Annotated in this window: 22 protein-coding genes and 1 pseudogene; 15 read left to right on the top strand and 8 right to left on the bottom strand. The window is 73.2% G+C overall.

Annotation, left to right across the window (positions count from 1 at the left end):
- Positions 1 to 33 precede the first annotated feature (33 nt).
- Positions 34 to 1,407: a streptophobe family protein gene (locus ACIGO8_RS12120; RefSeq protein ID WP_399727874.1), complete on the bottom strand. Its 1,374-nt coding sequence runs from the start codon at positions 1,405 to 1,407 to the stop codon at positions 34 to 36.
- An 85-nt stretch (positions 1,408 to 1,492) separates the two neighbouring features.
- Here ACIGO8_RS12120 and ACIGO8_RS12115 point away from each other — a divergent pair, with 85 nt between their 5' ends.
- On the top strand, positions 1,493 to 2,866 hold the full coding sequence (locus ACIGO8_RS12115; protein ID WP_399727873.1) for a DUF6777 domain-containing protein: 1,374 nt from the start codon (positions 1,493 to 1,495) through the stop codon (positions 2,864 to 2,866).
- On the opposite strand, the gene ACIGO8_RS12110 is transcribed toward ACIGO8_RS12115, so the two are convergent.
- Both ACIGO8_RS12110 and ACIGO8_RS12105 read right to left on the bottom strand, forming a co-directional pair.
- Positions 2,851 to 3,087 carry a hypothetical protein gene (locus ACIGO8_RS12110; protein ID WP_399727870.1) on the bottom strand — a complete coding sequence of 79 codons (237 nt, stop codon included), beginning with the start codon at positions 3,085 to 3,087 and terminating at the stop codon, positions 2,851 to 2,853. The genes ACIGO8_RS12115 and ACIGO8_RS12110 overlap by 16 nt on opposite strands.
- The gene (locus tag ACIGO8_RS12105; RefSeq protein WP_399727867.1) at positions 3,084 to 3,230 is read right to left on the bottom strand and encodes a hypothetical protein; all 147 of its coding nucleotides are present in this window, start codon (positions 3,228 to 3,230) and stop codon (positions 3,084 to 3,086) included. The genes ACIGO8_RS12110 and ACIGO8_RS12105 overlap by 4 nt, the downstream gene beginning before the upstream one ends.
- Before the next feature lie 95 nt (positions 3,231 to 3,325).
- On the opposite strand from ACIGO8_RS12105, the gene ACIGO8_RS12100 reads away from it, so the two are divergent.
- Positions 3,326 to 4,807, top strand: a complete 1,482-nt coding sequence (locus tag ACIGO8_RS12100; protein WP_399727864.1) for a PLP-dependent aminotransferase family protein — start codon at positions 3,326 to 3,328, stop codon at positions 4,805 to 4,807.
- Between the two features lie 139 nt (positions 4,808 to 4,946).
- Positions 4,947 to 5,450, top strand: coding sequence for an FBP domain-containing protein (locus tag ACIGO8_RS12095; protein WP_399727861.1), 504 nt, complete (start codon positions 4,947 to 4,949; stop codon positions 5,448 to 5,450).
- A 52-nt stretch (positions 5,451 to 5,502) separates the two neighbouring features.
- On the opposite strand, the gene ACIGO8_RS12090 is transcribed toward ACIGO8_RS12095, so the two are convergent.
- Both ACIGO8_RS12090 and ACIGO8_RS12085 read right to left on the bottom strand, forming a co-directional pair.
- Positions 5,503 to 5,772, bottom strand: a complete 270-nt coding sequence (locus tag ACIGO8_RS12090; protein WP_399727859.1) for a hypothetical protein — start codon at positions 5,770 to 5,772, stop codon at positions 5,503 to 5,505.
- Positions 5,773 to 5,930: 158 nt separating this feature from the next.
- Complete coding sequence (locus tag ACIGO8_RS12085) at positions 5,931 to 7,136, bottom strand: acyl-CoA dehydrogenase family protein (RefSeq protein WP_399727855.1); 1,206 nt, start codon at positions 7,134 to 7,136, stop codon at positions 5,931 to 5,933.
- A 137-nt stretch (positions 7,137 to 7,273) separates the two neighbouring features.
- On the opposite strand from ACIGO8_RS12085, the gene ACIGO8_RS12080 reads away from it, so the two are divergent.
- The 5 genes from ACIGO8_RS12080 (at position 7,274) to ACIGO8_RS12060 (ending at position 13,343) form a co-directional block, all read left to right on the top strand.
- The gene (locus ACIGO8_RS12080; protein ID WP_399727852.1) at positions 7,274 to 8,470 is read left to right on the top strand and encodes a CaiB/BaiF CoA transferase family protein; all 1,197 of its coding nucleotides are present in this window, start codon (positions 7,274 to 7,276) and stop codon (positions 8,468 to 8,470) included.
- A 40-nt stretch (positions 8,471 to 8,510) separates the two neighbouring features.
- Complete coding sequence (locus ACIGO8_RS12075; RefSeq protein ID WP_399727849.1) at positions 8,511 to 9,176, top strand: GntR family transcriptional regulator; 666 nt, start codon at positions 8,511 to 8,513, stop codon at positions 9,174 to 9,176.
- 63 nt (positions 9,177 to 9,239) lie between these two features.
- Positions 9,240 to 11,126: an FAD-dependent monooxygenase gene (locus ACIGO8_RS12070; RefSeq protein ID WP_399727847.1), complete on the top strand. Its 1,887-nt coding sequence runs from the start codon at positions 9,240 to 9,242 to the stop codon at positions 11,124 to 11,126.
- 99 nt (positions 11,127 to 11,225) lie between these two features.
- The gene (locus tag ACIGO8_RS12065) at positions 11,226 to 12,629 is read left to right on the top strand and encodes a serine hydrolase domain-containing protein (protein WP_399727844.1); all 1,404 of its coding nucleotides are present in this window, start codon (positions 11,226 to 11,228) and stop codon (positions 12,627 to 12,629) included.
- A 75-nt stretch (positions 12,630 to 12,704) separates the two neighbouring features.
- Entirely contained in the window at positions 12,705 to 13,343 is a 639-nt protein-coding gene (locus tag ACIGO8_RS12060) for a CBS domain-containing protein (protein WP_399727841.1), read from the top strand.
- A gap of 61 nt (positions 13,344 to 13,404) precedes the next feature.
- Here the strand turns inward: ACIGO8_RS12060 and ACIGO8_RS12055 are convergent, their stop codons facing one another.
- Complete coding sequence (locus ACIGO8_RS12055; RefSeq protein ID WP_399727839.1) at positions 13,405 to 13,704, bottom strand: DUF1876 domain-containing protein; 300 nt, start codon at positions 13,702 to 13,704, stop codon at positions 13,405 to 13,407.
- Between the two features lie 374 nt (positions 13,705 to 14,078).
- Here ACIGO8_RS12055 and ACIGO8_RS12050 point away from each other — a divergent pair, with 374 nt between their 5' ends.
- Positions 14,079 to 15,257 carry a PP2C family protein-serine/threonine phosphatase gene (locus ACIGO8_RS12050; protein WP_399727836.1) on the top strand — a complete coding sequence of 393 codons (1,179 nt, stop codon included), beginning with the start codon at positions 14,079 to 14,081 and terminating at the stop codon, positions 15,255 to 15,257.
- Between the two features lie 179 nt (positions 15,258 to 15,436).
- Here ACIGO8_RS12050 and ACIGO8_RS12045 read toward each other — a convergent pair whose 3' ends face one another.
- Complete coding sequence (locus ACIGO8_RS12045; protein ID WP_399727832.1) at positions 15,437 to 16,003, bottom strand: hypothetical protein; 567 nt, start codon at positions 16,001 to 16,003, stop codon at positions 15,437 to 15,439.
- A gap of 707 nt (positions 16,004 to 16,710) precedes the next feature.
- Between ACIGO8_RS12045 and dhaK the strand changes: the two genes are divergently transcribed.
- The 4 genes and pseudogenes from dhaK to ACIGO8_RS12025 all read left to right on the top strand — a co-directional run.
- The gene (gene dhaK / locus ACIGO8_RS12040) at positions 16,711 to 17,703 is read left to right on the top strand and encodes a dihydroxyacetone kinase subunit DhaK (protein WP_399727830.1); all 993 of its coding nucleotides are present in this window, start codon (positions 16,711 to 16,713) and stop codon (positions 17,701 to 17,703) included.
- 58 nt (positions 17,704 to 17,761) lie between these two features.
- Positions 17,762 to 18,337 (top strand): dihydroxyacetone kinase subunit DhaL, encoded by a 576-nt coding sequence (dhaL, locus tag ACIGO8_RS12035; RefSeq protein WP_399728532.1) that lies wholly within the window; start codon positions 17,762 to 17,764, stop codon positions 18,335 to 18,337.
- Positions 18,334 to 18,741 carry a PTS-dependent dihydroxyacetone kinase phosphotransferase subunit DhaM gene (locus tag ACIGO8_RS12030; protein ID WP_399727828.1) on the top strand — a complete coding sequence of 136 codons (408 nt, stop codon included), beginning with the start codon at positions 18,334 to 18,336 and terminating at the stop codon, positions 18,739 to 18,741. The genes dhaL and ACIGO8_RS12030 overlap by 4 nt, the downstream gene beginning before the upstream one ends.
- A gap of 62 nt (positions 18,742 to 18,803) precedes the next feature.
- Positions 18,804 to 18,989: pseudogene (locus tag ACIGO8_RS12025) on the top strand (IS110 family transposase); the annotation flags it as partial.
- Here the strand turns inward: ACIGO8_RS12025 and ACIGO8_RS12020 are convergent.
- The gene (locus ACIGO8_RS12020) at positions 18,986 to 19,393 is read right to left on the bottom strand and encodes a hypothetical protein (protein WP_399727826.1); all 408 of its coding nucleotides are present in this window, start codon (positions 19,391 to 19,393) and stop codon (positions 18,986 to 18,988) included. The pseudogene ACIGO8_RS12025 and the gene ACIGO8_RS12020 sit on opposite strands and share 4 nt — an antisense overlap.
- A gap of 736 nt (positions 19,394 to 20,129) precedes the next feature.
- Here ACIGO8_RS12020 and ACIGO8_RS12015 point away from each other — a divergent pair.
- A complete protein-coding gene (locus tag ACIGO8_RS12015) occupies positions 20,130 to 22,154 on the top strand; it encodes an FAD-dependent oxidoreductase (RefSeq protein ID WP_399727823.1) in 2,025 nt (674 codons plus the stop codon).
- A gap of 263 nt (positions 22,155 to 22,417) precedes the next feature.
- Positions 22,418 to 22,966, top strand: a complete 549-nt coding sequence (locus tag ACIGO8_RS12010) for a PadR family transcriptional regulator (protein WP_399727821.1) — start codon at positions 22,418 to 22,420, stop codon at positions 22,964 to 22,966.
- Positions 22,967 to 23,027 lie beyond the last annotated feature (61 nt).

Below are 23,027 nucleotides of genomic sequence, written 5' to 3'. Positions count from 1 at the left end.
GGACCGGCCGGAGCCGCCGGACCGGACACCGTCTCAGCGCCCGCCGTCCGTCGGGCCTTCCGGCGGGACCGGGACCTCGCCGCGGCGGTGCACCGGGGCGGCGAGGAGGGCGCCGAGGAAGCCGGCGACGAGGCCCCACAGCAGGGCGAGGCCGACGGTGCGCCAGATGTGCGGCCGCAGGATCACCTCGGCGCCCAGGGCCTCCAGGTCGCCGATGCCGAGGATCGACAGACCGAAGCGGGCCTCGACGAGGGTGAGCGGGGTGACGACGAGCATGGTGACGGCGAAGGCGATGCCGAGGTGCAGGGCGTGCCGCCAGGCCGGGACGCCGGCCGGCGAGCGTACGGCCGTGACGAGCGCGGCGGCGAGCACCAGCACCGCGGCGATCGGGAGCAGCCACCAGGCGCGCCCGTCGTAGGAGGCGAGGCTGGACAGGTCGACGGTCGAGAGGTCCTTGCCGCCGTTGTTGCCGCGCAGCACCGAGTCGAGGATCTGCGGCATGGGCAGTCCGAAGGGTCCGTCGACGCGGCCTTCCCAGGAGCCGCCGATGCCGACGCCGAGGGCGAGCCAGGAGACGTTGGGCAGGCCGAGCAGCAGCACCGCGAAGGTCTCGGCGGCGTGTCCCTTGGAGGCGGCGACGACCAGGCCGATGACGAGGCCGACGGCCACGTACGCGAGGAGGAGCAGCAGCATCGCCGAGGCGGCGGGGCGTACGGCCTGGTGGTGGCGGACGAGGCGGGGCGGCAGCGGGGCGCGCCGGGAGACGAGCAGGGCGACGACGAGGACGCCGAGGATCCACAGCAGCCCGTAGAAGAGGGTCGGGCCGAGGTCGGTGCGGAAGCCGACGCTCGGGTTGACGGCGTCCAGGAGGCCCTTGAAGAGGTCGCCCAGGTCGGTGTCGCCGGTGTCCTCGGTGTCCCCGGCGAGACGGATGGGGAAGTCGTGGCGGGCGAGGGCGCAGAGCCCGGCGAGCGCGGCCAGCCAGAGCACGACGGTGGGCACCGCGAGGGCGAGGAGGTCGCGGACGCGGGCGACGGCGTGGTGGCGCAGCGGGCGCAGGAAGAGGGTTCCGGTGACGAGTGCGCCCACCAGGGTGACGGTGAGCGGCATGGCGGTCAGTTCGCCCTGGGTGCCGGCGAGGTCTCCGGCCTCGCCGGAGAGCCCGACCTGGCCGCCTGAGGCCATGACGACGACCGCGGCGAGGACGGCGGTGAACGCGCCTGCGCCGCCCGGCAGGTCGGCCGCGCCCGCGGCCCACAGGCCGAGACCGGCGGTCACGCCCATGGCGACGTAGCCCGCGACGACGGCGGCGAAGGCCGCCGCGAGACCGCGGACGAGATGTCCGGTGACGTCACCGGGCGCGTTCGGGCCGGGTGTCGTGGGGAGCCGACTGCTCACGCTGCCCACGCTAATACCGGTGGCTGCGGTCCGCTTGCGGACGGTGGCGGATCGGCGCACACAATGGGCGCGGATCGGAAGAAAGGGAAACAACGTGACTTCCCACCCGCCGTCCGACCGGCCTTCGGTACCGCCCACCGGGCCGCCCTCGGGCCCGCTGTCGGGCCCCGGCACGCGCCCCGGCCATGCCGCGCCGCCTCCACCCTCCGGCCCGCCGTACGGCGGCTCGGGCGGCGGAGGCGGGGGCGGAGGTGGAGGCGGCGGGGGCGGAGGTGGAGCCGGCGGCGGTACGGGCGGGGGCGGGGCGAACGGCGGGCGGGGCGGCGGCCCGTGGTGGCGCTCCGTACCCAAGGTGGCGTCGCTGACCGCCGTCGTGGTGGCGGCCGTCGCCCTTGTCGTGGTCCTCACCGCGCGGGACGGCGGCAACGGCGGGAACCAGGCCGGCTCCGGAGGCGGCGAGGTGTTCCTGCAGAACGCCTCCGCGAGCGGCCCCGATCCCTTCACCCGCTCCACCGCCCGTACGGACGGCGCCACCGCCTCTCCGCCGGCGCTGCCCAGCGAGTCGGGCACGGACGCCAACGCGACCCGTGCGGTGTCGGGTTCGGCGCCCGGCCTGTACGGCGGCACGCAGCGGACCGCGAGCTGCGACGTCGAGCAGCAGATCCGTTTCCTCGCCGACGAGCCGGTCAAGAACGCGGCGTTCGCGTCGGTCGTCGGCATCACGGCGAACGAGGTGCCGGGCTATCTGCGGTCCCTGACCTCCGTTCAGCTGCGGGTGGACACCCGGGTGACCAACCACGGCTTCCGCAACGGCGCTCCCTTCGCCTTCCAGTCGGTGCTCCAGGCGGGCACGGCGGTGCTGGTCGACGACCACGGGGTGCCGCGGGTGCGGTGCGCCTGCGGCAATCCGCTGGGAACCCCGGTCGCGCAGAAGGCGCCGAAGCAGGTCGGCACGCCGTGGCCGGGTTTCCGGACGAGCAACGTCGTGGTCGTCAAGCCGTCCGTGACGGTGATCAACGTGTTCGTGATCTACGACGTCCACCACGGCGACTGGATCGCCCGCAAGCCGGGTGACAAGGGCCATCACCACGACAAGCCCACGACTCCGCCGCCGCCTCCGCCGACGACCTCTCCTTCGGCGTCGCCCTCCGCCTCGCCCTCGACGTCCCCGTCGAGCTCTCCTCCGACCTCGCCGTCCACCTCTCCTCCCACCTCGCCGTCCACGTCGAGCTCCTCGCCGTCGACCTCGTCCTCCTCGGCCTCCGCCTCGGTCTCGACCTCGGCGTCCTCCTCCCCGCCGTCGGAGGACTCCTCCGGTCCGGAGTCGGAGCCGGTGTCGGACCTGTCGTCGAGCGCGTCGGCCGCCTCCTCGTACGTGAGCGCCGGTCCCGCCAGGAGCCCCGGCAGGCCGGCGGCCTCGTCGTCCGTGGCGACGCCGGGCGCGCCCGGCGGTCAGCCGCTGATCTGAGCGGCCGGGCCGGCGCCGATTCCCGCCCGGGGTACGGCGGTACGGGCGTGCCGCCGCGGGACGCGGGCCTCGCCCGGGCGCGGCACCGGGCCGGGCACGGCGAGGACGGGGCCCGTCGCCTGTGCCGTGACCGCGCTCGGCACCGCCCGGCGGTGCCGCCGGGCGAGCCGACCGTGACGGCCGTGACGGCCGTGACCGCGGGCGACGATCCCGCCGCTCACGCCGCCGCTCCGCGGCGCGGTGCGCGCCGCCGCCACGCGCGCAGGGCCCGGAGCAGGTGGGCCGGTTCCCAGGGTGCGGCCATCCGCTCCTCGGTGCGCCGCTGCCACATCCTTTCGTCGCGATCGGTCAGCTGTCCGGACATGTTCCACGCTCCTTTCCACGGGCCGGGCAAGGCCACTGACGGGAAGTCTGTAGCCTGATTGGCCCTGACAGCACAGCCAATGGGGAGTGATTGGCATGGCAGAGGCGCGAGGAGTCCGCACCGTGGTCGCCGTGTCGGACCGGATGCTGAGCGGCCGGCAGCTCGCCGCGCTGCTCACGCCGCCGGCCGACGGCCGTTTCGGCTATCGCGAGCTGGCCCGGGCGGTGCGCGAGACGCTGCTCGACGGGCGGGTCGCGCTGCGGCTGCGGCTGCCCGCCGAGCGCGAACTGGCCGGGGCGCTCGGCGTGAGCCGGACGACCGTCACCGCCGCCTACGACCTGCTGCGCGAGAGCGGCTACGCGCACAGCCGGCAGGGAGCGGGCACCTGGACGACGCTGCCCGAGGGCCAGTCGCCGATCGGGCCCGCCGCGATCCACGGCGACGGCGCGGCCGTCATCGACCTGGCCCTCGCCTCACCCGAGGCCCCGGCCGACGTCGTGTCGCAGGCGCTGGCCGAGGCCGCCGCCGAGCTGCCGCGCTTCGTGGCGGCCCAGGGCTACCACCCGTACGGGCTCCCCGAGTTGCGCGCCGCCCTCGCCCGCCGTTACACGTCCCGCGGGCTGCCCACCCGGCCCGAGCAGATCCTCGTCACCACCGGCGCCCAGCAGGCGCTCACGCTGTGCCTCGCGCTGCTCGGCGCGCCCGGCGACCGGGTGCTCGCCGAGAACCCGTCGTACACCAACGCCCTGGACGCGATGCGCGGCCACCGGCTGCGCATCACTCCGGTGCCGGTCACCGAGAGCGGCTGGGACAGCGGACTCGTCGACGCGGCCCTGCGGCAGACCGCACCGCGTCTCGCCTATCTCATTCCCGACTTCCACAACCCGACCGGGCGGCTGATGCCGGACGAGCAGCGGCGGGAGGTGGCACGGGCCGCCCGGGTCACCGGGACCTGGCTGGTGGTGGACGAGACCCTGTCCGACATCGCCCTGGACGTGCCCGCGCCGCGGCCGTTCGCCGCCTCGGCGGGGCCCGGCGCCGGGGAGCAGATCATCAGTGTCGGCTCACTGAGCAAGAGCTGCTGGGGCGGGCTGCGGGTGGGCTGGGTCCGGGCGTCCGCGCGGGTGGTGACGGAGCTGGTGCGGGTGCGGATCACCCACGACCTCGCGGGCTCGGTCCTGGACCAGCTGGTGGCGGTGGCCCTGATGGACCGGATCGACCCGCTGCTGCCGGGCCGGGCGGCGGAGCTGCGGCGGCGCCGGGAGGCGCTGGTGGCGGCGCTCGCCCGGCACGTGCCGGACTGGCACTGGACGCTGCCGCCGGGCGGCCTGTGCCTGTGGATCGACCTCGGGCGGCCGATCGCCTCCCAGCTCGCGGCGCGGGCCCTGCGGCACGGCGTGCGGGTGGAGGGCGGCGCCCGGTTCGGCGTGGACCCCGGCACCCACGAGCACCGGCTGCGCCTCCCGTACGCGCTGCCCTGCGAGGTGTACGAGCCGGCGGCCGAGCGGCTCGCGGCGGCCCTGGACGGGGCTCCGGCCCGGCTCTCGGACCCCGGCCTGCCGGACTGGGTGGCCTGAGCGGCCGCCCCGGGTCCCGGACACCGGGCGCAGCGGGGTCCCGGACACCGGGAGCGCGGGGCGCACCGGGCGGGCGTACCGGATGGGCGCACCCGATAATCGGATGCCCGGGGCCGCGGCCGTGTGTACGGTCGGAACAGTGGAACCACTGACCGACAAACAGATCCGCGCCTCCTTCGTGAACTGCACGAAGGGCGACGCGGCCCGCATGAAGCTCCCGCTCGACTTCGCCGAGCTGCCGTGGGACGACCTGGACTTCCTCGGCTGGGTCGACCCGGGCGCGCCGCTGCGCGCCCATCTCGTCGTGCCGCGCCCCGACGGCCCGGTCGGCGTCACGCTGCGGGTCCCCGCGGTCGGCCGGACCAGCGCGATGAAGTCCAGCATGTGCCAGATCTGTCTGACCTCGCACGCCTCCTCCGGCGTGACCCTGCTCGTCGCGCCGCTGGCCGGTGTCCGGGGCCGGGAGGGCAACACGGTGGGCACGTACATCTGCGCCGATCTCGCCTGCCCGCTCTACGTGCGGGGCAAGCGGCAGCCGAAGCTGCGCGGCCGGCGTCACGAGGAGTCGCTGACCGTCGAGGAGCAGGTCGAGCGGATGGCGGCCAACCTGGACGCGTTCGTGAACCGGGTGACGACGGGCTGAGCGCCCGCCGTCCCGGCGGCCCCGACACTGGGCCGCGTCCCGGCGGCGGGGGTCAGCGTCCGAGCGCGGCCAGGCCCTGGCGCAGGTCCTCCCGGTCCATCACCGGCGTGTAGTCGATCTTGGCGTGGAGCTGCATGAAGAAGGGTTCCGAGATCTTCGGCATCCGCGACACGTCGTCCAGGTCGAAGAACACGTACGCCGTCCGGCAGCCGTCGCTGACGGTGAAGTAGGCGGCCTCGGGGTTCAGCTCGTCCAGGGTGCTCTGGATCGTCTTCTGCAGGGTGCCCTGCTCGATGGCTTCGTTGGAAGCCGCGGTTTCCATCTGGATTCGCAGCATCATGCGCATGGTGCGACCTCTCCCGGCCGGGCGGGCACGCCGTTCGATGCGCCCTGACGCCCGGACGCGCTCACCTCCAGCGTCCTCCCTCCCCCGGACCGTCTCCACTCGGCGGGCCGCGGGAGGGCGGACGCGGCCGGCGGTCAGCGGAAGGCCTGCTCGCCGGTGAGCGCCTTGCCGATGACCAGGGAGTGCACCTCGCTGGTGCCCTCGTAGGTGAGGACCGACTCCAGGTTGTTGGCGTGCCGCAGCACCGGGTACTCCAGGGTGATGCCGTTGGCGCCGAGGATCGTGCGGCACTCGCGGGCGACGGCGATGGCCTCGCGGACGTTGTTGAGCTTGCCGACGCTGATCTGCTCGGGCGTCAGCGCCCCGGCGTCCTTGAGGCGGCCGAGGTGGAGGGCGAGCAGCATGCCCTTGCCGAGCTCCAGCGACATGTCGGCCAGCTTCTGCTGGGTGAGCTGGTAGGAGGAGAGCGGCCGGGCGAAGACCGTGCGGTCGGCGGCGTAGGCGATCGCGGTCTCCAGACAGTCGCGGGCGGCTCCGAGGGCGCCGAAGACGATGCCGAAGCGGGCCTCGTTGAGGCAGCCGAGCGGGCCGGACAGGCCACGGGCCTCGGGCAGCATCGCGTCGGCGGGCAGGCGCACGTCCTCCAGGACCAGTTCGCTGGTGACGCTGGCGCGCAGGGACAGCTTGCGCTTGATCTCGGGCGCGCTGAAGCCGGGCGTGTCGGTCGGCACGGCGAAGCCGCGGACGCCGTCCTCGGTGCGCGCCCAGACGACGGCGACATCGGCGACGGAGCCGTTGGTGATCCACATCTTGGTGCCGTCGAGCACCCAGTCCGAGCCGTCGCGCTTGGCGTTCGTCCGCATGGCGCCCGGGTCGGAGCCGGCGTCCGGCTCGGTGAGCCCGAAGCAGCCGATGTACTCGCCGGCCGCCATGCCCGGCAGCCACCGCTGCTTCTGCTCCTCGGAGCCGTACTTCCAGATCGCGTACATGGCGAGCGAGCCCTGCACGGAGACGAGCGAGCGCAGTCCGGAGTCGACGGCCTCCAGCTCCATGCAGGCCAGGCCGTACGCGACGGAGTTGGTGCCCGCGCAGCCGTAGCCCTCCAGGTGCATGCCGAGGACGCCCAAGCCGCCGAGGGTGCGGGCGAGTTCGCGGGCGGGGACGGTTCCGCTGTCGAACCAGTCACCGACGTGCGGGCGCAGCTCGCGGTCGGCGAGGTCCCGGACGGTGCGGCGGATCTCCCGCTCCTCGTCGGTGAGCAGGCCGTCGACCGCGAGCAGGTCGAGCGGGTGGACGGGCGCGGACTGCGGTGAACGCGACGGCTGCGGCGACGACTTCACGGACGGCCTCCTGGCGACTGTGGCAACTCGGCGAGCCGAAGCGTAGCCCCGGATCGGATATTGGATCCAGTATTGAATATCCGATCTCCACTGCGTACGGTCCGCTTGGATCCGATCACCGACGAGGGAGAGCGGAAATGCACGCACGGCAGCCGGAGGCGGCCGCCACCGCCGGCCCCCTGTCCGGGATCGTCGTCGCCGACTTCGGGCGGGTGCTCGCCGGCCCGTACATGACGATGCTCCTCGCGGACCTGGGCGCCGAGGTCGTCAAGATCGAGCGCCCCGGCTCGGGCGACGACACCCGCGCGTGGGGCCCGCCGTTCGCCGACGGCCAGGCCACCTACTACCTGGGCGTGAACCGCAACAAGCGCTCCGTGGCGCTCGATCTGACCGATCCGGCCGGCCTGGAGGCGGCCCGGGCGCTCGTGGACCGCGCCGACGTGCTCGTCGAGAACTTCCGCCCCGGCACCATGGACAAGCTCGGCCTCGGCTACGAGCGGGTCCGCGCCACCAACCCGGGCCTGGTCTACTGCTCGATCACCGGTTTCGGCTCGGCCGAGGGCGCCGCACTGCCCGGCTACGACCTGCTCGTCCAGGCCATGGGCGGACTGATGAGCGTCACCGGCGAACCGGAAGGACCCGGCACCAAGGCCGGTGTCGCCCTCGTCGACGTGATCACCGGCCTGCACGCGGGCATGGGCGTCCTCGCCGCGCTGCGCCACCGCGAGGCGACCGGCGAGGGCCAGCGGATCGAGGTGTCGCTGCTCGGCTCGCTCCTGTCCGCCCTCACCAACCAGGCCGCGGCCCATCTCGCCGCCGGCGTCGTGCCCCGCGCGCTCGGCAACCGGCACCCCAGCATCACGCCGTACGAGGTCTTCGAGGCGAGCGACCGCCCGCTGGTCCTGGCCGTGGGCAACGACCGCCAGTTCCGCACGCTGTGCGCGCGGCTCGGGATCCCCCAACTCGCCGACGACGCCAGGTTCGCCACCAATGCGGCCCGCGTCGCGCACCGCGAGGAGCTGGCCGCCGCGCTGACCGGGCCGCTCGGCGCGCGCACCGCCGACGCCTGGTTCGAGGAACTGACCGCGGCCGGAGTGCCCTGCGGCCCCATCAACGACCTCGCGGGCGCCTTCGCGCTCGCCGACCGGCTCGGGCTCGGTCCGCGCGTGCCGGCCGAGGCGGCGGGCCCGGGCCAGGTCGCCCACCCGGTCTCCTTCGGCGCCACCCCGGCCGCCTACCGCTGCGCCCCGCCGCGGCTGGGCGAGCACACCGACGAGGTCCTGGCCGAGCTGGAGTTGTCCACAGGGCCGCGGCCGCCTGTCGGCGGCGCGTAGGAAGATGAACGCCACGCACGTCGAGGGAAGGGGCACAGCGATGAGCAGCGCCGTGGAGAGACGGCGGCCGCCGACCGCCCAGCAGTTCGTCCTGGCGGAGCTGCGGCGCGCCATCACCGGCGGCGAGCTGCGCCCGGGCGACCCGATCCGGCAGGACTCGCTGGCGGCGCGGCTCGACGTGAGCCGGGTGCCGCTGCGCGAGGCCCTGAAGACGCTGGAGGCCGAGGGCCTGGTGGTGCACCACGTCCACCGCGGGTATTTCGTCGCCGAGTTGTCCCTGGACGACCTGGAGGAGATCTACCGGATCCGGCGGATCCTGGAGACGGAGGCGGTCCTGGCGGCCCTGCGGCGCGGCCCCGACGGGCTGTTCGCCTCGCTGGAGGCGATCCAGCGGGAGGTGGAGGAGGCCGCCGGAACGGGTGACGTGACGGCGATGGCGGAGGCCAACCGGCGGTTCCACTTCACGCTGGTGGAGGCCTCGGGCATGCCGCGCCTGGTGCGCCTGATCGCCACCCTGTGGGACGCGACCGACGCGTACCGCTCGTTGTACTACACCGAGGAGCCGCACCGGGCCCGCGCGGTCCACGAACACCGGGCGGTCCTCTCGGCCGTGCTCGAGAGCGACGAGCGGGCCCTGGTGCACTGGCTCGACGAGCACCGCGACCACGCCGTCGCCGCACTGCGCGAGGTGCTCGCGCGGGAGTGAGCGTGCGGCGCCGGCCGGGGTGGCCGACGATGGAGAAGGGCCCTCCCAGGGAAGGTGCCGACGATGCGCAGCGACACCGACACGGCCCGCGGCGGATCCTCGTCGCCCGCGTCCTCTTATCCCGCGTCCTCCCGGCCCGCGTCCTCTCCGGCCGCTGCCTCTTGGCCCGCTTCCGCGTGGCCCGCCGGCTCGTCGGTGGACGTCCTCGTGGTCGGCGCGGGTCCGGTGGGGCTCACGGCCGCGGCGGAGCTGCGCCGGCAGGGCACGGCGGTGCGGATCGTCGAGCGGCTGCCGGCGCGCCTGCCGTACGCCAAGGCCGTCGGCATCCAGCCGCGCACGCTGGAGATCTGGGACCGGATGGGCTGCGTCCGCGAGGTGCTGGAGGCGGCCGTGCCGTTGCGCGGCCAGATCGTGTACATGGACGGCGTCGAGCAGCTGCGCTTCGAACTGCGGCTGCCGGACGAGGTGCCGTACCGCTTCGCGGCGCTGCCGCAGTACGAGACGGAGCGGATCCTCGAGGAGTTCCTCGGCCGCTTCGGCACGTACGTCGAACGGGGCACGGAGCTGGCCGGCTTCGCGCAGGACGAGGACGGCGTGACCGCGCGGCTCGTGCGGCACGCCGGCGCGGACGGGCCGCCTGCCGCCGAGGAGGAGGTCCGCTGCCGCTATCTGGTGGGCTGCGACGGTGCGCACAGCACCGTCCGCAAGGGGCTCGGGCTCTCCTTCGAAGGCGGGGCGTTTCCGGAGGAGTTCATGCTGGGCGACGTGGAGGTGGACTGGGACCTGCCGCCGGAGTACGGCATCCGGTCCATGCACCACGGGCCCGACGGCGCCGTCGACGACGCGCTGGTGTGCGTCCCGCTGCCGGGCCGCGGCCGTTACCGGATGTCCATGCACGTGCCGCCCGGACTGTCCCTGGCCAGGCGGACCGGCGCCGAAGGCGCCGAAGGTGCCGAGGGTGTCGTGGGCGGCGGGTCCGAGGCGGTGGCGCACGGCCTGGAGCAGGGCCGGGGCCCGGGCCTCGCGGACATCCAGGCCGTCCTGGACCGGCTGGCCCCGCGGCCGGCGACGGCCTCCGCGCTGCGCTGGTCCTCCGTGTTCCGGATCAGCCACCGGTTGGTCGACCGCTACGGCGTCGGCCGGGTGTTCGTCGCCGGTGACGCGGCGCACATCCATCCGCCGACCGGCGCGCAGGGCATGAACACCGGCGTCCAGGACGCCTACAACCTGGCCTGGAAGCTGTCCCTCGCGGTCCGGGGCGCGGCGGACCCGCGGCTGCTCGCGAGTTACGACGTCGAGCGCCGGCCGGTCGGCGAGGAGGTCGTCCGCCGCACCGTGCGCCACGCGGCCGAAGGCGTACAGGCCGATCCGGAGGATCCGGCCACGCTGATGCTGCGTGAGGCGCAGTTGCTCGTCGGATACCGCGGCAGCCCGATCGTGACCGACGACGGCGGCGGTGACGGCGCCGGGCCGCGGCCCGGCGACCGGGCGCCGGACTGCACGGGCCTGACCGACCCGCTCACCTCCTTCCCGCTGCGGCTGTACGACGTGCTGCGCGGCCGGGGCCATGTGCTGCTGCTCTACGCGGACCCGGCGCAGGCCGGGGCCTTCGCCGAACTCGTGGCCCACGCGGCGGAGTTGGCGGGCGACGCGGTGGAGGCGTGCGCCGTCCTGCCGTCGGACGGCGCGGCGGGCGCGGCCGGCGGGGCGGCGGGCGCGGCCGGCGGCGCGGCGGACCGCGTCGTGGCGGGGGGCGCGACCGCGCCGTTCCCGGCGTTTCCTCACCCGCTCGCCGTGTACCGCGACGCGCGGGGCGAGTTCGCACGGCAGTACGCCGTGACGGCGCCAACCGCCTTTCTCGTACGGCCGGACGGCTATCTCGGGGCGCGGCTCGGGCCTCCGGGAACGGCGAACCTCGCCGCCTATCTGACCGGCGTCTTCGGTGCCTGAGGGGCCGACGGGCGCCGCACGGCGGCTCGCCGTGCGGCGCCGCGGGCCCCGGCCTAGCCTGGAGAGGGCCTGTTGCCCTCGTCTGGCAGGAGGACTGCCGTGAGGAAATCGACCGCGCGGTGGCGCGACATCTGCATCGGGGTGGCTCTGACGGGGACGCTGACGGTCCCCGCGGCGGCGGGAAGCGCCTACGGCGCGGCCGTTCCCGTGCCCCGTCCTCCGGCCGCCGCCGCGGCCCCGACCACCTCAGCGCCTTCGCCCTCCGGGGACGCGTTCACCCAGCTCAGTCCCGCCGTCGCGACGCAACTGGACGCGGCGATCCAGCAGGTCATGAAGGACGCGAACGTGCCCGGCGTCGTCGTGGCACTGTCCGCGCCCGGCAAGGGCCAGTACCTCCGCTCCTTCGGCGTCGCCGACAAGGCGACCAGGCAGCGGATGACGCCGGTCGTCAACCAGCGCATCGGCAGCGTGACGAAGACGTTCACGGTGACGGCGCTGCTCGAACTCGTCGACCAGGACAAGCTAGGCCTCGACGACCCGATCGGGAAGTACGTCAGCGGCGTGCCCAACGGCGACCGCATCACCCTGCGCCAGCTCGCGGAGATGCGCAGCGGCCTGGTCAGCTACTCGGAGGACCCGGACTGGTTCAAGGCGTTCTCGGCGAATCCCCGACGCCCGTTCACACCGCAGCAGTTGCTGGACTACAGCTTCAAGCATCCGGTGAAGTTCCAGCCCGGCGTTCAGTTCGACTACTCCAACACCAACCTGATCCTGCTCGGCCTGGTGGTCGAGAAGGCCGGCGGCATGCCGCTGCAGGACTTCATCGCCAAGAACGTCGTCGGGCCGGCCGGTCTGCGGCACACCTTCCTGCCCACGGACGCCGCCTTCCCGCGACCGCACGCGCAGGGCTACACCAACGACACCGGGCAGCTGGAGGTCGCCACCGACTGGAACCCGTCCTGGGGCTGGGCGGCCGGTGCGATGATCTCCGACCTCCGTGACCTGCGCACCTGGGCGAAGGTGCTGGCCACCGGCACGCTGCTGACCGCCGACACGCAGAAGCAGCGCCTCGACACGCTGCCGACCGGCGTCGGGAACGCCGGCTACGGCCTGGGCATCTTCGACGTCGGAGGCTGGATCGGCCACAACGGCTCGCTACCGGGCTACGAGACGATCGTCGCGTATCTGCCGGAGTCCCAGGCGACGATGGTCGTCATGCTCAACACCGACATCCTGGTCGACGAGGTCGAGCCGAGCACGCTGTTCGGCAAGGCGATCACCCGGATCGTCAGCCCCGACCACGTGTACGACCTGCCGAAGCCGACCGAGAAGAAGAGCCCTTCGTCGTCTCCCTCCTCGTCCGCCCCGACGTCCTCATCGAAATCCGCCTCCACGCCCGCCCCGACGTCCTCTTCGGCGTCCGCATCGACGCCCGCGCCGACGTCCACCTCGACTCCGGCCTCCTCGCCGCCGGCACCGCCCTTCCCCTCCTCCTCACCCTGATCCGGCCCCCAGGGCCCTCGGCCGACCTCCGTGAGGGATCATGGACAAAGGAGCCGAGAAGGGACGGAACGAACGATGAGGCACCGCAGTGTCGCCGACCTCATGACACCGACCGCGGTCGCGGTGCAGCCGGGCACTCCGTTCAAGGAGATCGCCCGGCTGCTCGACGAGTACGGCATCACCGCCGTCCCCGTGGTCGACGAGGAGAACCGGCCGGTGGGTGTGGTCTCCGAGGCGGACCTGCTGCGCCGTCACACGGCGAAGGACGGTCCCAGCACCGCCGAGGCGATGATGTCGAGCCCGGTGATCGTCGCCCGCCCGTCCTGGGCCGCGGTCGAGGCCGCGCGGCTCATGGAGCGGCACCGGGTGAAGCGGCTGCCCGTGGTGGACGCGGAAGGACGCCTCATCGGCGTCCTCAGCCGCAGCGATCTGCTCCAGCTGTTCCTGCGGCGCGACCGGGCCATCCAGGAGGAGATCCTCGAGGACGTGGTCACCCGCATCCTCAAGCTCTCCCCGGCGTCCCTGCACATCGACGTCGCGGAGGGCCGGGTCACCTTGACCGGCACCCTGCCGCGCCGGAGCCTCGCGCCGATCTTCGTCCGCCTCTGCGAGGACGTGGACGGCGTGGTGGAGGTCGTGGACCGGCTCGCGTACGACGACGAGAGCGAGGCCGAGGCCGACGCGAGCGCCCCGGACGGCACCGTGCAGCGGTGACGACGAGGGGCCCGCCGTCACCGGCGGGCCCCTCCTTTCGTGATCCGTCAGCGGCGGTCCGCTACTCGACCGCCTCCGGCCAGCCGTATCCGGGTCCGGTGCGCCGCGGCACGGTGTCGGCGCCGACGGCCTCCATCTCCCGGTCGGCCTCCCTCATCAGCTGCCCGGCCAGATCCTTCATCGCCCGGCCCACGGCAAGGTCGTCGCCGATCGCCGGCACGTCCACGTCCGCCGGGTTGCAGCGGGCGGAGCCGTGGCCGGTGAGGGTCGACGTCCCGGTGTCCAGACGCGCCTCGGCCTTGGTCCTGCCGCCCTCCTCGACCAGGTCCACGCCGACCTTCCACTCCAGGTGCCGTGTCATGGTCCGCCTCCTCGTGCCCGCGGCCACGCGCAAGCGCCGCGCGGCCCTTCTCCCTTCCAGGATCCCGCCACCGCCATGGATCCCGCCACCGGCCCGGCCCCGGCGGGGCCACTGCCGGGTCGCCTGAGAACTCGCCGCCCGGACGGACCAACTGCCTCTGTGACCCCTGATCGCGCCACAGGGCTGCGGCTCGCTCCGTCATTCGCCCTGTCCGGTGGCCCTGGGCGGGTGATCTCTGGCGGCTTCTCGCGGTCCGTGTGCTGTGGCCGGGCCCGTAAGCGGGTCGGGGCCCGCTGGGGCCGCTACGCTCGGTACCTGGTGGGCCGTGCCCTGTGCGCCGGCGGAAGGGCTTTGCCATGGAGTCGCGCGAGAAGGTGCTGTCGGACCTGATCGTCGATGCGCGCCTGGTGGCGGGCCGGGACCTTGCCGGTCTCGTGTCCCGGGCGGGTCGGCGCATGGCCCTGGACGGCACCTGGATGTACGTGACCGACCTGCAGCAGACCAGCCTGGTGGCGCTGCCGCAGCCGGTGACGGCCGAGCCGCCGATGCTGGACGTCGACGCTTCGCTGGCGGGCCTGGCCTATCGCACGGAGCGGACCCAGCGTTCGCGGGACGGCGGCACCGTCTGGGTGCCGATGATCGACGGCATCGAACGTCTCGGCGTGCTGAAGGCCACCGCGCCGAACCTCGACGAGGGCCTGATCAGGCGGTGCGAGGCACTGGCGAATGTGGCGGCTCTGCTGCTGGTGTCGAAGTCGTCGCACAACGACTTGCTGACCGAGACGGAGCGGCGCCGGGAGATGACGGTGCAGGGCGAGCTGGTGTGGGCGTTCCTGCCGCCGCGCACGATCGGGACCGCGCATGTGACGTCATCCGCGGTGCTGGAGCCCGCGTACGACATCGGTGGGGACGCGTTCGACCACAGCCTCAACGCGGACGCGCTGCACCTGACGCTGCTGGACTCGATGGGTCACGACCTCGCATCCGGCGGCGCGAGCGCGGCCGGCCTCGCCGCCTGCCGGGCCACACGCCGCTCCGGCGGCACCCTGGCGGACATCATTCCGGCGATCGACACCATCTTGAACAAGTGGTTCGCCGACCGGCTCATGACCGCGGTCATCGCCAACCTGAACGTCCTCGACGGCACGTTCACATGGGTCAACTGCGCCCATCCGCCGCCGCTGCTGATCCGTGACGGCCGGGTGCTGCCGCGCATGCTCGAACGGGAGCCCGATCTGCCTCTCGGGTGGGCCTTCCACACCGCCTCCCCGCCGACGGTGCACCGCACGCGTCTGCAGCCCGGCGACCGGATCCTGCTCTACAGCGACGGCGTCACCGAGGCCCGCTCCACCCAAGGAGTCCTCTTCGGCGAGGAGCGGCTCGCGGACACCGTCATCCGCGCGATGGCCGCGGGCGATCCGGCGCCGGAAGCCCTGCGCCGCCTGCTGCAGGAGCTCTTGAACCATCAGGACCAACACCTCCGGGACGACGCCACCATCGTGCTGGCCGAGTGGCACCCCGGACCCGACAGACCCGAGGCGTCGGCCGGCTGACGAAACCTGAGAAAGGCTGCTCCAGCAGGTCTGGCCCAAGCCGATGCCGCGGGCGAGGCCGGCTGGGACGTCTCGGCCGATTTACTCTGAGGACCGTGGGAGGAGCTCCGCCGCATCGGGAGGGGCCGTCGCTCCTCCTTCGCCGCACCGCGCCTGAAGTCGGATGTCAAAGATCAAGCTCAGCCCTGGTACGTAACGCAATCGGTCGGACGGAGCACAGCGCCCGGAGCTACGGCGGACCAGGCTGTTCGCGGAAGTCGTAGGAATGCCGCGCCATCCTCATCTGCACCGCCGTACTCCGCCTCGACAGCAGGGACCGCGATGATGGTACGACCCCTATGCAGCTCTGCCTCACACGACCGCTCGGGAAGTTGCCCTGTGAGGGTGCCGAACACCATGACGTCGTTGCCATCGGCCGCGACCACCTCCTGCACCGTGAACCTCCAGTGCCTGTCAGTAGCGGTCAACAGTTCCTGGCCTGATTGACCGTGCATCCGCAGCATGCCCCGTCGGTCCCGGATGTGATCAGCAATGGCGCAGCACAGGCGAAAGCCAGAATTCTGCGTGGCGTCGACCCGGCTGAATTCGGACGCCGGCGGCAGATCGAGCATTTCCCAGAGAAGGTCGATGGCAGCGGAGCGGGCCCGAGGGTGCCCGCGCTCGATGATGTCGAGGTGGATCGGCGCAGCAGCAACTGCGGCAGGCAGCACATCGTTTTCAAGATCGTCGATGAAGCTCGTGGGCACCCAGGCCGCCTGTGCAGCAGTGACACCGCCGAGGAACAACTCGCCGACATCCCAGGGGCACGACTGGTGGGATGAGGGCGGCGCTGAAGAGGTGGCGGATCTCCGGAACGGTCAGCGAAATCTGATCGCCGGCCGCTCGCCTTCCCCGACAGCGAGGTCGTAGCTCATGCCCCCGCTTTCCAGATGGAAGGCTGCGTCCCGCCGGCTCACCGGATATGAGCGGAAATTGAGCTGCGCGACCCGTGGGCGGAGGTGTCCGGTCCTCCGAGTTCACCGCTCGACCGGTGCATCCCTCTCTCTGGGTCGGCGCACCAACCTCAGCGCAACACCCGATCACTGCGCTCGGTGACCCAAGATCAACGGCTTAGCCGTAGCCGGCGCACCGACGCCCCCCAAGGTCGAACGCTTTCCTCCCCCTCACCCGCCTACACGTCACCACACCCAAGCGCCCAGATCTCAGATCTGCGTGACCTTCCCTGTTACAAGGCCGATACTGCCGAAGGGATCACCCGCACCCGCCCCTGCGCTTCGGACCACACCATTCACCTGACGCCTCGTCGCCAAACGCAGCATTCAGTCAGCATCAGCACCCACACACGTCGCCACAGACCGCCGTGAAACGGCATGGTCATCCATCGCGGACACCAGCAATGACCTGCGAAAACCCAGTTCATGGTCCCATCTGCCAACCTCCCGAGGAGACACCCGTGAAGATGTTGATCAATGTTCCGGAGACCGTGGTCGCGGACGCCCTGCGCGGGCTTGCCGCAGCTCATCCCGAACTCACCGTGGACGTGGAGAACCAGGTCGTGCTGCGGCGCGACGTGCCGGTGGAAGGGCAGGTCGCCCTGGTGTCGGGCGGCGGATCGGGCCACGAGCCGTTGCACGCGGGCTTCGTGGGGCCGGGCATGCTGTCGGCGGCCTGCGCGGGCGCCATTTTCACGTCGCCCGTGCCCGACCAGATGGTGCGGGCGGCGGCCGCCGTGGACAGCGGCGCCGGAGTGCTGTTCGTGGTGAAGAACTACACGGGCGACGTGCTCAACTTCGAGATGGCCGCCGAACTGGCGGAGGACGAGGGCGTCCAGATCGCCAAGGTGCTCGTGGACGACGACGTGGCCGTGACCGACAGCCTCTACACGGCCGGGCGGCGCGGGACCGGCGCCACCCTGTTCGTGGAGAAGATCGCGGGCGCGGCGGCGCAGGAGGGCGCGCCGCTGGAGCGGGTCGAGGCGATCGCCCGGCGCGTCAACGAGCGGTCGCGGAGCTTCGGCGTCGCGCTCAGCGCCTGTACGACGCCGGCGAAGGGCTCGCCCACCTTCGACCTGCCGGAGGGTGAGCTGGAGCTGGGGATCGGCATCCACGGCGAGCCGGGGCGCGAACGCCGGCCGATGATGACCTCGGGAGAGATCGCGGACGTCGCCGTCGACGCCGTTCTCGAGGATCTGCGCCCGAAGGGCCCGGTCCTCGCCCTGGTGAACGGGATGGGCGCGACACCGCTCCTGGAGCTGTACGGGTTCAACGCGGAGGTGCACCGGGTGCTCGGCGAGCGCGGGGTGCCGGTGGCCCGCACGCTCGTCGGCAACTACGTCACCTCCCTCGACATGGCGGGCTGTTCGGTGACCTTGTGCGAGGCGGACGAGGAGCTGCTGCGGCTGTGGGACGCGCCGGTGTCGACGCCCGCGCTGCGCTGGGGCCGGTGAGAGGAGAGTGAGTGAAGTGACGACAGAGGCGTACGACTCCGCGTTCTTCCGGGACTGGATGGTGGCGGCCGCCGCCGCCGTGGACCGGGAGGCGGACCGGCTGACCGAGCTGGACTCGGCGATCGGCGACGCCGACCACGGGGCGAACCTGAAGCGCGGCTTCGCGGCGGTGACGCAGGCCCTGGAGAAGGAGCCGCCGGCCACGCCCGGCGCGGTGCTCACGACCGCCGGGAGCCGGCTGATCTCCACGGTGGGCGGTGCGTCCGGACCGCTGTACGGGACGCTGCTGCGCCGCACCGGAAAGGCGCTGGGCGACGCGGAGCGGGTCTCCCGGGCCGCCCTCGCCGAGGCCCTGTCGGGAGGGGTGGCGGCGGTGGCCCAGCTGGGCGGGGCTCAGGTGGGCGACAAGACGATGCTGGACGCGCTGGTGCCGGCGGCCGAGGCGCTGGGTACGTCGTTCGCGGCGGCCCGTGAGGCGGCCGAGGCGGGCGCGCTGGTGACCGTACCGCTGCGGGCGCGCAAGGGCAGGGCGAGCTATCTGGGCGAGCGGTCGGTCGGGCACCAGGATCCGGGCGCGACCTCGTCGGCGCTGCTGGTGGCGGCGCTCGCGGAAACGGCGGAGGTGGCGGGATGACGGCGGGGCGGGTGGGCATCGTCCTGGTCTCGCACAGCGCGGCCGTGGCGTCGGCCGTCGCCGAACTGGCCCTCGGGCTCGCGGGCGGCGGCGACAGGGCCCCGATCCTGCCGGCCGGCGGCACTCCGGACGGAGGTCTCGGCACCAGCGCCGAGCTGATCGCGTCCGCCGCGAAGGCCGTGGACACGGGGGCCGGGGTCGCGATCCTGGTCGACCTCGGCAGTGCGGTCCTCACCGTGAAGGCCCTCCTCGCCGAGGCCGACGAGCTGCCGCCGGACACCCGCCTGGTGGACGCGCCGTTCGTGGAGGGCGCGGTGGCGGCGCTGGTGACGGCGTCGGGGGGCGGGGACCTGGACGCGGTGACCTCAGCGGCGACGGAGGCCTACACCTACCGCAAACGCTGACACACGGGCGCCCCCGCCCCGCGCGGGCGGCGCCCTTCGCCACCGCTGTGGCCACGCGCCCCGCGGACGCGGCCCTGGGCGATCCGGCATCGCGGACCTACCACGACGAGAAGATCGCCCAAGGGAAGCACCACACTCAGGCTCTGCTCTGCCTCGCCCGACGCCGGGCCGACGTCCTCTTCGCGATGCTCCGCGACGGAACCTTCTACGAACCGCAGCCTGTTCGGGCCGCCGCTCCACAGACCTAGACCATGGTCAAGAGGTGGTCCGTGGGGCCGTAGTCGATCTTCCAGTCGGCATAGACCCCCACGGCACCGTCCTTCTGGCACCGAAGCCCAACGGTCACCCAGCGGATCGATTCGTCGTCGGCGAGGGAGAACGCGACCGCGGTTTCAAACTCCTCGCTCCCGCACGGGCAACAGGCCTCGCCGGGATCCGCGTCCTCCCAGAACTCCTCGCTATCCGCGATGAACGCGCGGCCGCCGCAACCCACGCACACCCGCTCGGCTCCGCCCTCGACGTCGTCAACGAGCACGAAAAACGCGCGCCCACCACAGATGCCACAGACGGAAGGAACGATCTTCACCGAACGGCCGTCGCCGGCGTTCCGCAAAAACACCGCGAGGTCCGCAGAGACACCATCAGCATGCACAGCCACATCGTTCCAGACGCCCGAACCAACCCATCCACCTTGACCAAAGAGATAGGGGCACCCCCGCCCCGCGCGGGCCGCTCCGCGCGCGGCGCCCCCGATCCACCCCGGCCGCGCCCACTTGCCCGGCGCGCCTCTTCACCTCCGTGTGCGCCGCGCCTGCTTGCGCGGCGCCCCTCGCCACCTCCGTGTGGGCTCGCGCCTGCTTGCGCGGCGCCCCCGGTCCGCCTCCGTGTGGGCATTCGTCCCGCTGGGGCGGGACGGGTGGGCACACGGGACGGCGCCCTTGCGGGCGCGTTCCGCACCTGCGCCTGAACCCGCACCCCATAGGCGCCGCACCGGTGGTGCGGGTCAAGGCCCGGAAGCCTAGGCCCGGCAAGGGGCACCGTCCGTTGTGCCCACCCGTTCCGCCCCAGCGGAACGAATGCCCACAACGAGGGGGCGAAGGGCCCCGCACCGGTGGGCGCAGACCGCGCAGCGGCGGGCGAAGGGCGCCGCGTAGGGCGGCCCGGCGGAGGGCGCCGGACGCCGGCGGGGGTCATTGGGCCCGCGGGGCGGGGCGCCGGCCACCGGGCGGGGGCGTAAGGCCCGCGGGGCGAAGGGCGCCGCGCCGGGGCCGGCACGGCAGAGGTCCGGCATGGCGAAGGTCACTCGGGAGGAGTTTTGCAACTTGTTGCACAAGGGGCGGGGTGTCGTCTACAACAGTCGTGACGACCCCGCGCGAGGAGGCGCCCCCATGACCCCGAACACCCCCTACCCCCACCTGCTGAGCCCGCTCGACCTCGGGTTCACCACCCTGCCCAACCGGGTGCTCATGGGATCGATGCACGTCGGTCTGGAAGAGGCCGAGCACGGCTTCGAGCGGATGGCCGCCTTCTACGCCGAGCGCGCCCGCGGCGGCGTCGGTCTCATCGTCACCGGCGGCATCTCGCCCAACGAGGCCGGCCGGCCCTGGGACGGCGGCGCCAAGCTGACGACCGCCGAGGAGGTCGCCGAGCACCGCGCGATCACGGAGGCGGTGCACGCCGAGGGCGGCCGGATCGCGATGCAGATCCTGCACTTCGGCCGGTACGCCTACCACCCCGCCCTCGTCGCCCCGAGCCCCCTCCAGGCGCCCATCAGCCCCTTCCCGCCGAACGAGCTCACCGACGCCGAGGTCGAGCAGACCGTCGAGGACTACGCCCGCTGCGCCGAGCTCGCCAAGGAGGCCGGCTACGACGGCGTCGAGGTGATGGGCTCCGAGGGCTACCTCATCAACGAGTTCATCGCCTCCGCCACCAACCACCGCACCGACCGCTGGGGCGGCTCCTACGAGAACCGGGTCCGTTTCCCGCTGGAGATCGTGCGCCGCATCCGCGAGCGGGTCGGCGAGGACTTCATCGTCATCTACCGCCTGTCGATGCTCGACCTCGTGCCCGGCGGCTCCACCCTGGAGGAGGTCGTCCGGCTCGCCAAGGAGGTCGAGGCGGCCGGCGCGACCATCATCAACACCGGCATCGGCTGGCACGAGGCCCGTATCCCCACCATCGCCACCTCCGTGCCGCGCGGCGCCTACACCTGGGTGACCAAGAAGCTGATGGGCGCGGTGTCGGTGCCGCTGGTCACCAGCAACCGCATCAACACGCCCGAGGTCGCGGAGGAGATCCTCGCGGACGGCCGCGCCGACATGGTGTCGATGGCCCGCCCGTTCCTCGCCGACCCGGACTTCGTGGCGAAGGCCGCCGCCGACCGTGCCGAGACCATCAACACCTGCATCGGCTGCAACCAGGCCTGCCTGGACCACACCTTCAGCCTGAAGATCACCTCCTGCCTGGTGAACCCGCGCGCCTGTCACGAGACCGAGCTGGTCCTCTCCCCCACCCGCCTCGCCAAGCGGATCGCCGTCGTCGGCGCCGGCCCGGCCGGTCTCGCCTGCGCGGTCTCCGCGGCCGAACGCGGCCACACGGTCACGCTGTTCGACGCCGCCGGCGAGATCGGCGGCCAGCTGAACGTCGCCAAGCGGGTGCCGGGCAAGGAGGAGTTCGAGGAGACCCTGCGCTACTTCCGCGTCCAGCTCGCCGAGCGCGGCGTCGACGTGCGCCTGAACACCTTCGTCGGCGCGGCCGACCTCGCGGACTACGACGAGGTCGTCGTCGCGACCGGCGTCACCCCGCGCGTCCCCGAGATCGAGGGCGTCGACCACCCGAGCGTGGTCGGCTACCTGGACGTGCTGCGCGACGGCGCGCCCGTCGGCGAGCGGGTCGCGATCCTGGGCGCGGGCGGCATCGGCTTCGACGTGGCCGAGTTCCTGACCGACGGCGGCGAGGGCGCGAGCCAGGACCCCGAGACGTACTTCCGGCAGTGGGGCGTCGACACCTCGTACGAGACGCGCGGCGGCCTGCGTACGCCGGAGCGGCCGCGGCCGCCGCGCCAGGTCCACCTGCTCCAGCGCAAGACCAGCAAGGTCGGCGCGGGCCTCGGCAAGACCACCGGCTGGATCCACCGCACCGAGCTGAAGCACCGGGGCGTCACGATGGTCGCGGGCGCGTCGTACGAGCGGATCGACGACGAGGGCCTGCACCTGACGGTCGACGGCGAGCCGCAGCTCGTCCCGGTCGACACTGTGGTGCTGTGCACCGGCCAGGAGCCGCGGCGCGGACTGTACGAGGAGCTGGTCGCCGCGGGCCGCGCGGCGCACCTGATCGGCGGCGCGGACGTCGCGGCCGAGCTGGACGCCAAGCGGGCCATCGACCAGGGCACGCGCCTCGCCGCCGCCCTGTGATCCGCGGCGCGGGCGGGCGTTCCGGCACCCGGTGAGCCCACGCGTCGGATCACAGCCCGCCCGCCCGACCCCCGGCCGCCCGCCCCACCCGCGGCCGAGCACCTGACCCGCGGCCACCCGCCCGACCCGCGGCCACCCGCCCCACCCGCGGCCGGCCGCCTGACCCCCGGCCGGGGCGGCACGGGCCGCCCCGGCCGTACCGCGCCGTCTTGCCCGACGGGTACGGTCCGCGCGCCGCGGTCGGCCGAATCTAGGATGCGGTCATGTCCCTCCCGCACGCGATCCTCACGGCACTGCTCGAGAAGCCGTCCTCGGGCCTCGAGCTGACCCGCCGCTTCGACCGGTCGATCGGCTATTTCTGGTCGGCCACGCACCAGCAGATCTATCGCGAGCTCGGGAAGCTGGAGCAGGCGGGGCACATCCGGGCGCTGCCCGCGGCCGTGCCCGCGCGCGGGCAGAAGAAGGAGTACGAGGTGCTGCCGGCCGGACGGGCCGAGCTGACGGCCTGGGTGAACGCCGAGGAGGACCCCAAGCCGCTGCGGTCGGCGCTGCTGCTGCGGATGCGCGCGGCGGCCGTGGTCGGCGGCAGCGGGATGCGGGAGGAGCTGGCCCGGCATCTCGGCCTGCACCGCGCCCAGTTGGCCGAGTACCTGGAGATCGAGGACCGGGACTTCCCGCCGGAGCGCCGGGTCGCGGAACCGGACCGGCTGCGGCACCTGGTGCTGCGGGGCGGGATCGAACTGGAGCGGTTCTGGGTGCAATGGCTGACTTCGGCCCTTGCCGAGCTCGGGGACGAGGCGCCGGACTCCTGACGGCCCGTCGGCGTGGATACTGGTCGGTGCTGGACCGGAAGGATCCACGGGGGTGGGTCCA

Origin of the sequence: Streptomyces sp. NPDC053493 (assembly GCF_044544825.1) — a bacterium.
Lineage (GTDB): Bacteria > Actinomycetota > Actinomycetes > Streptomycetales > Streptomycetaceae > Streptomyces.
Note: the sequence above shows the minus strand (reverse complement) of the source record. Positions and strands in the feature narration are given on the sequence as shown.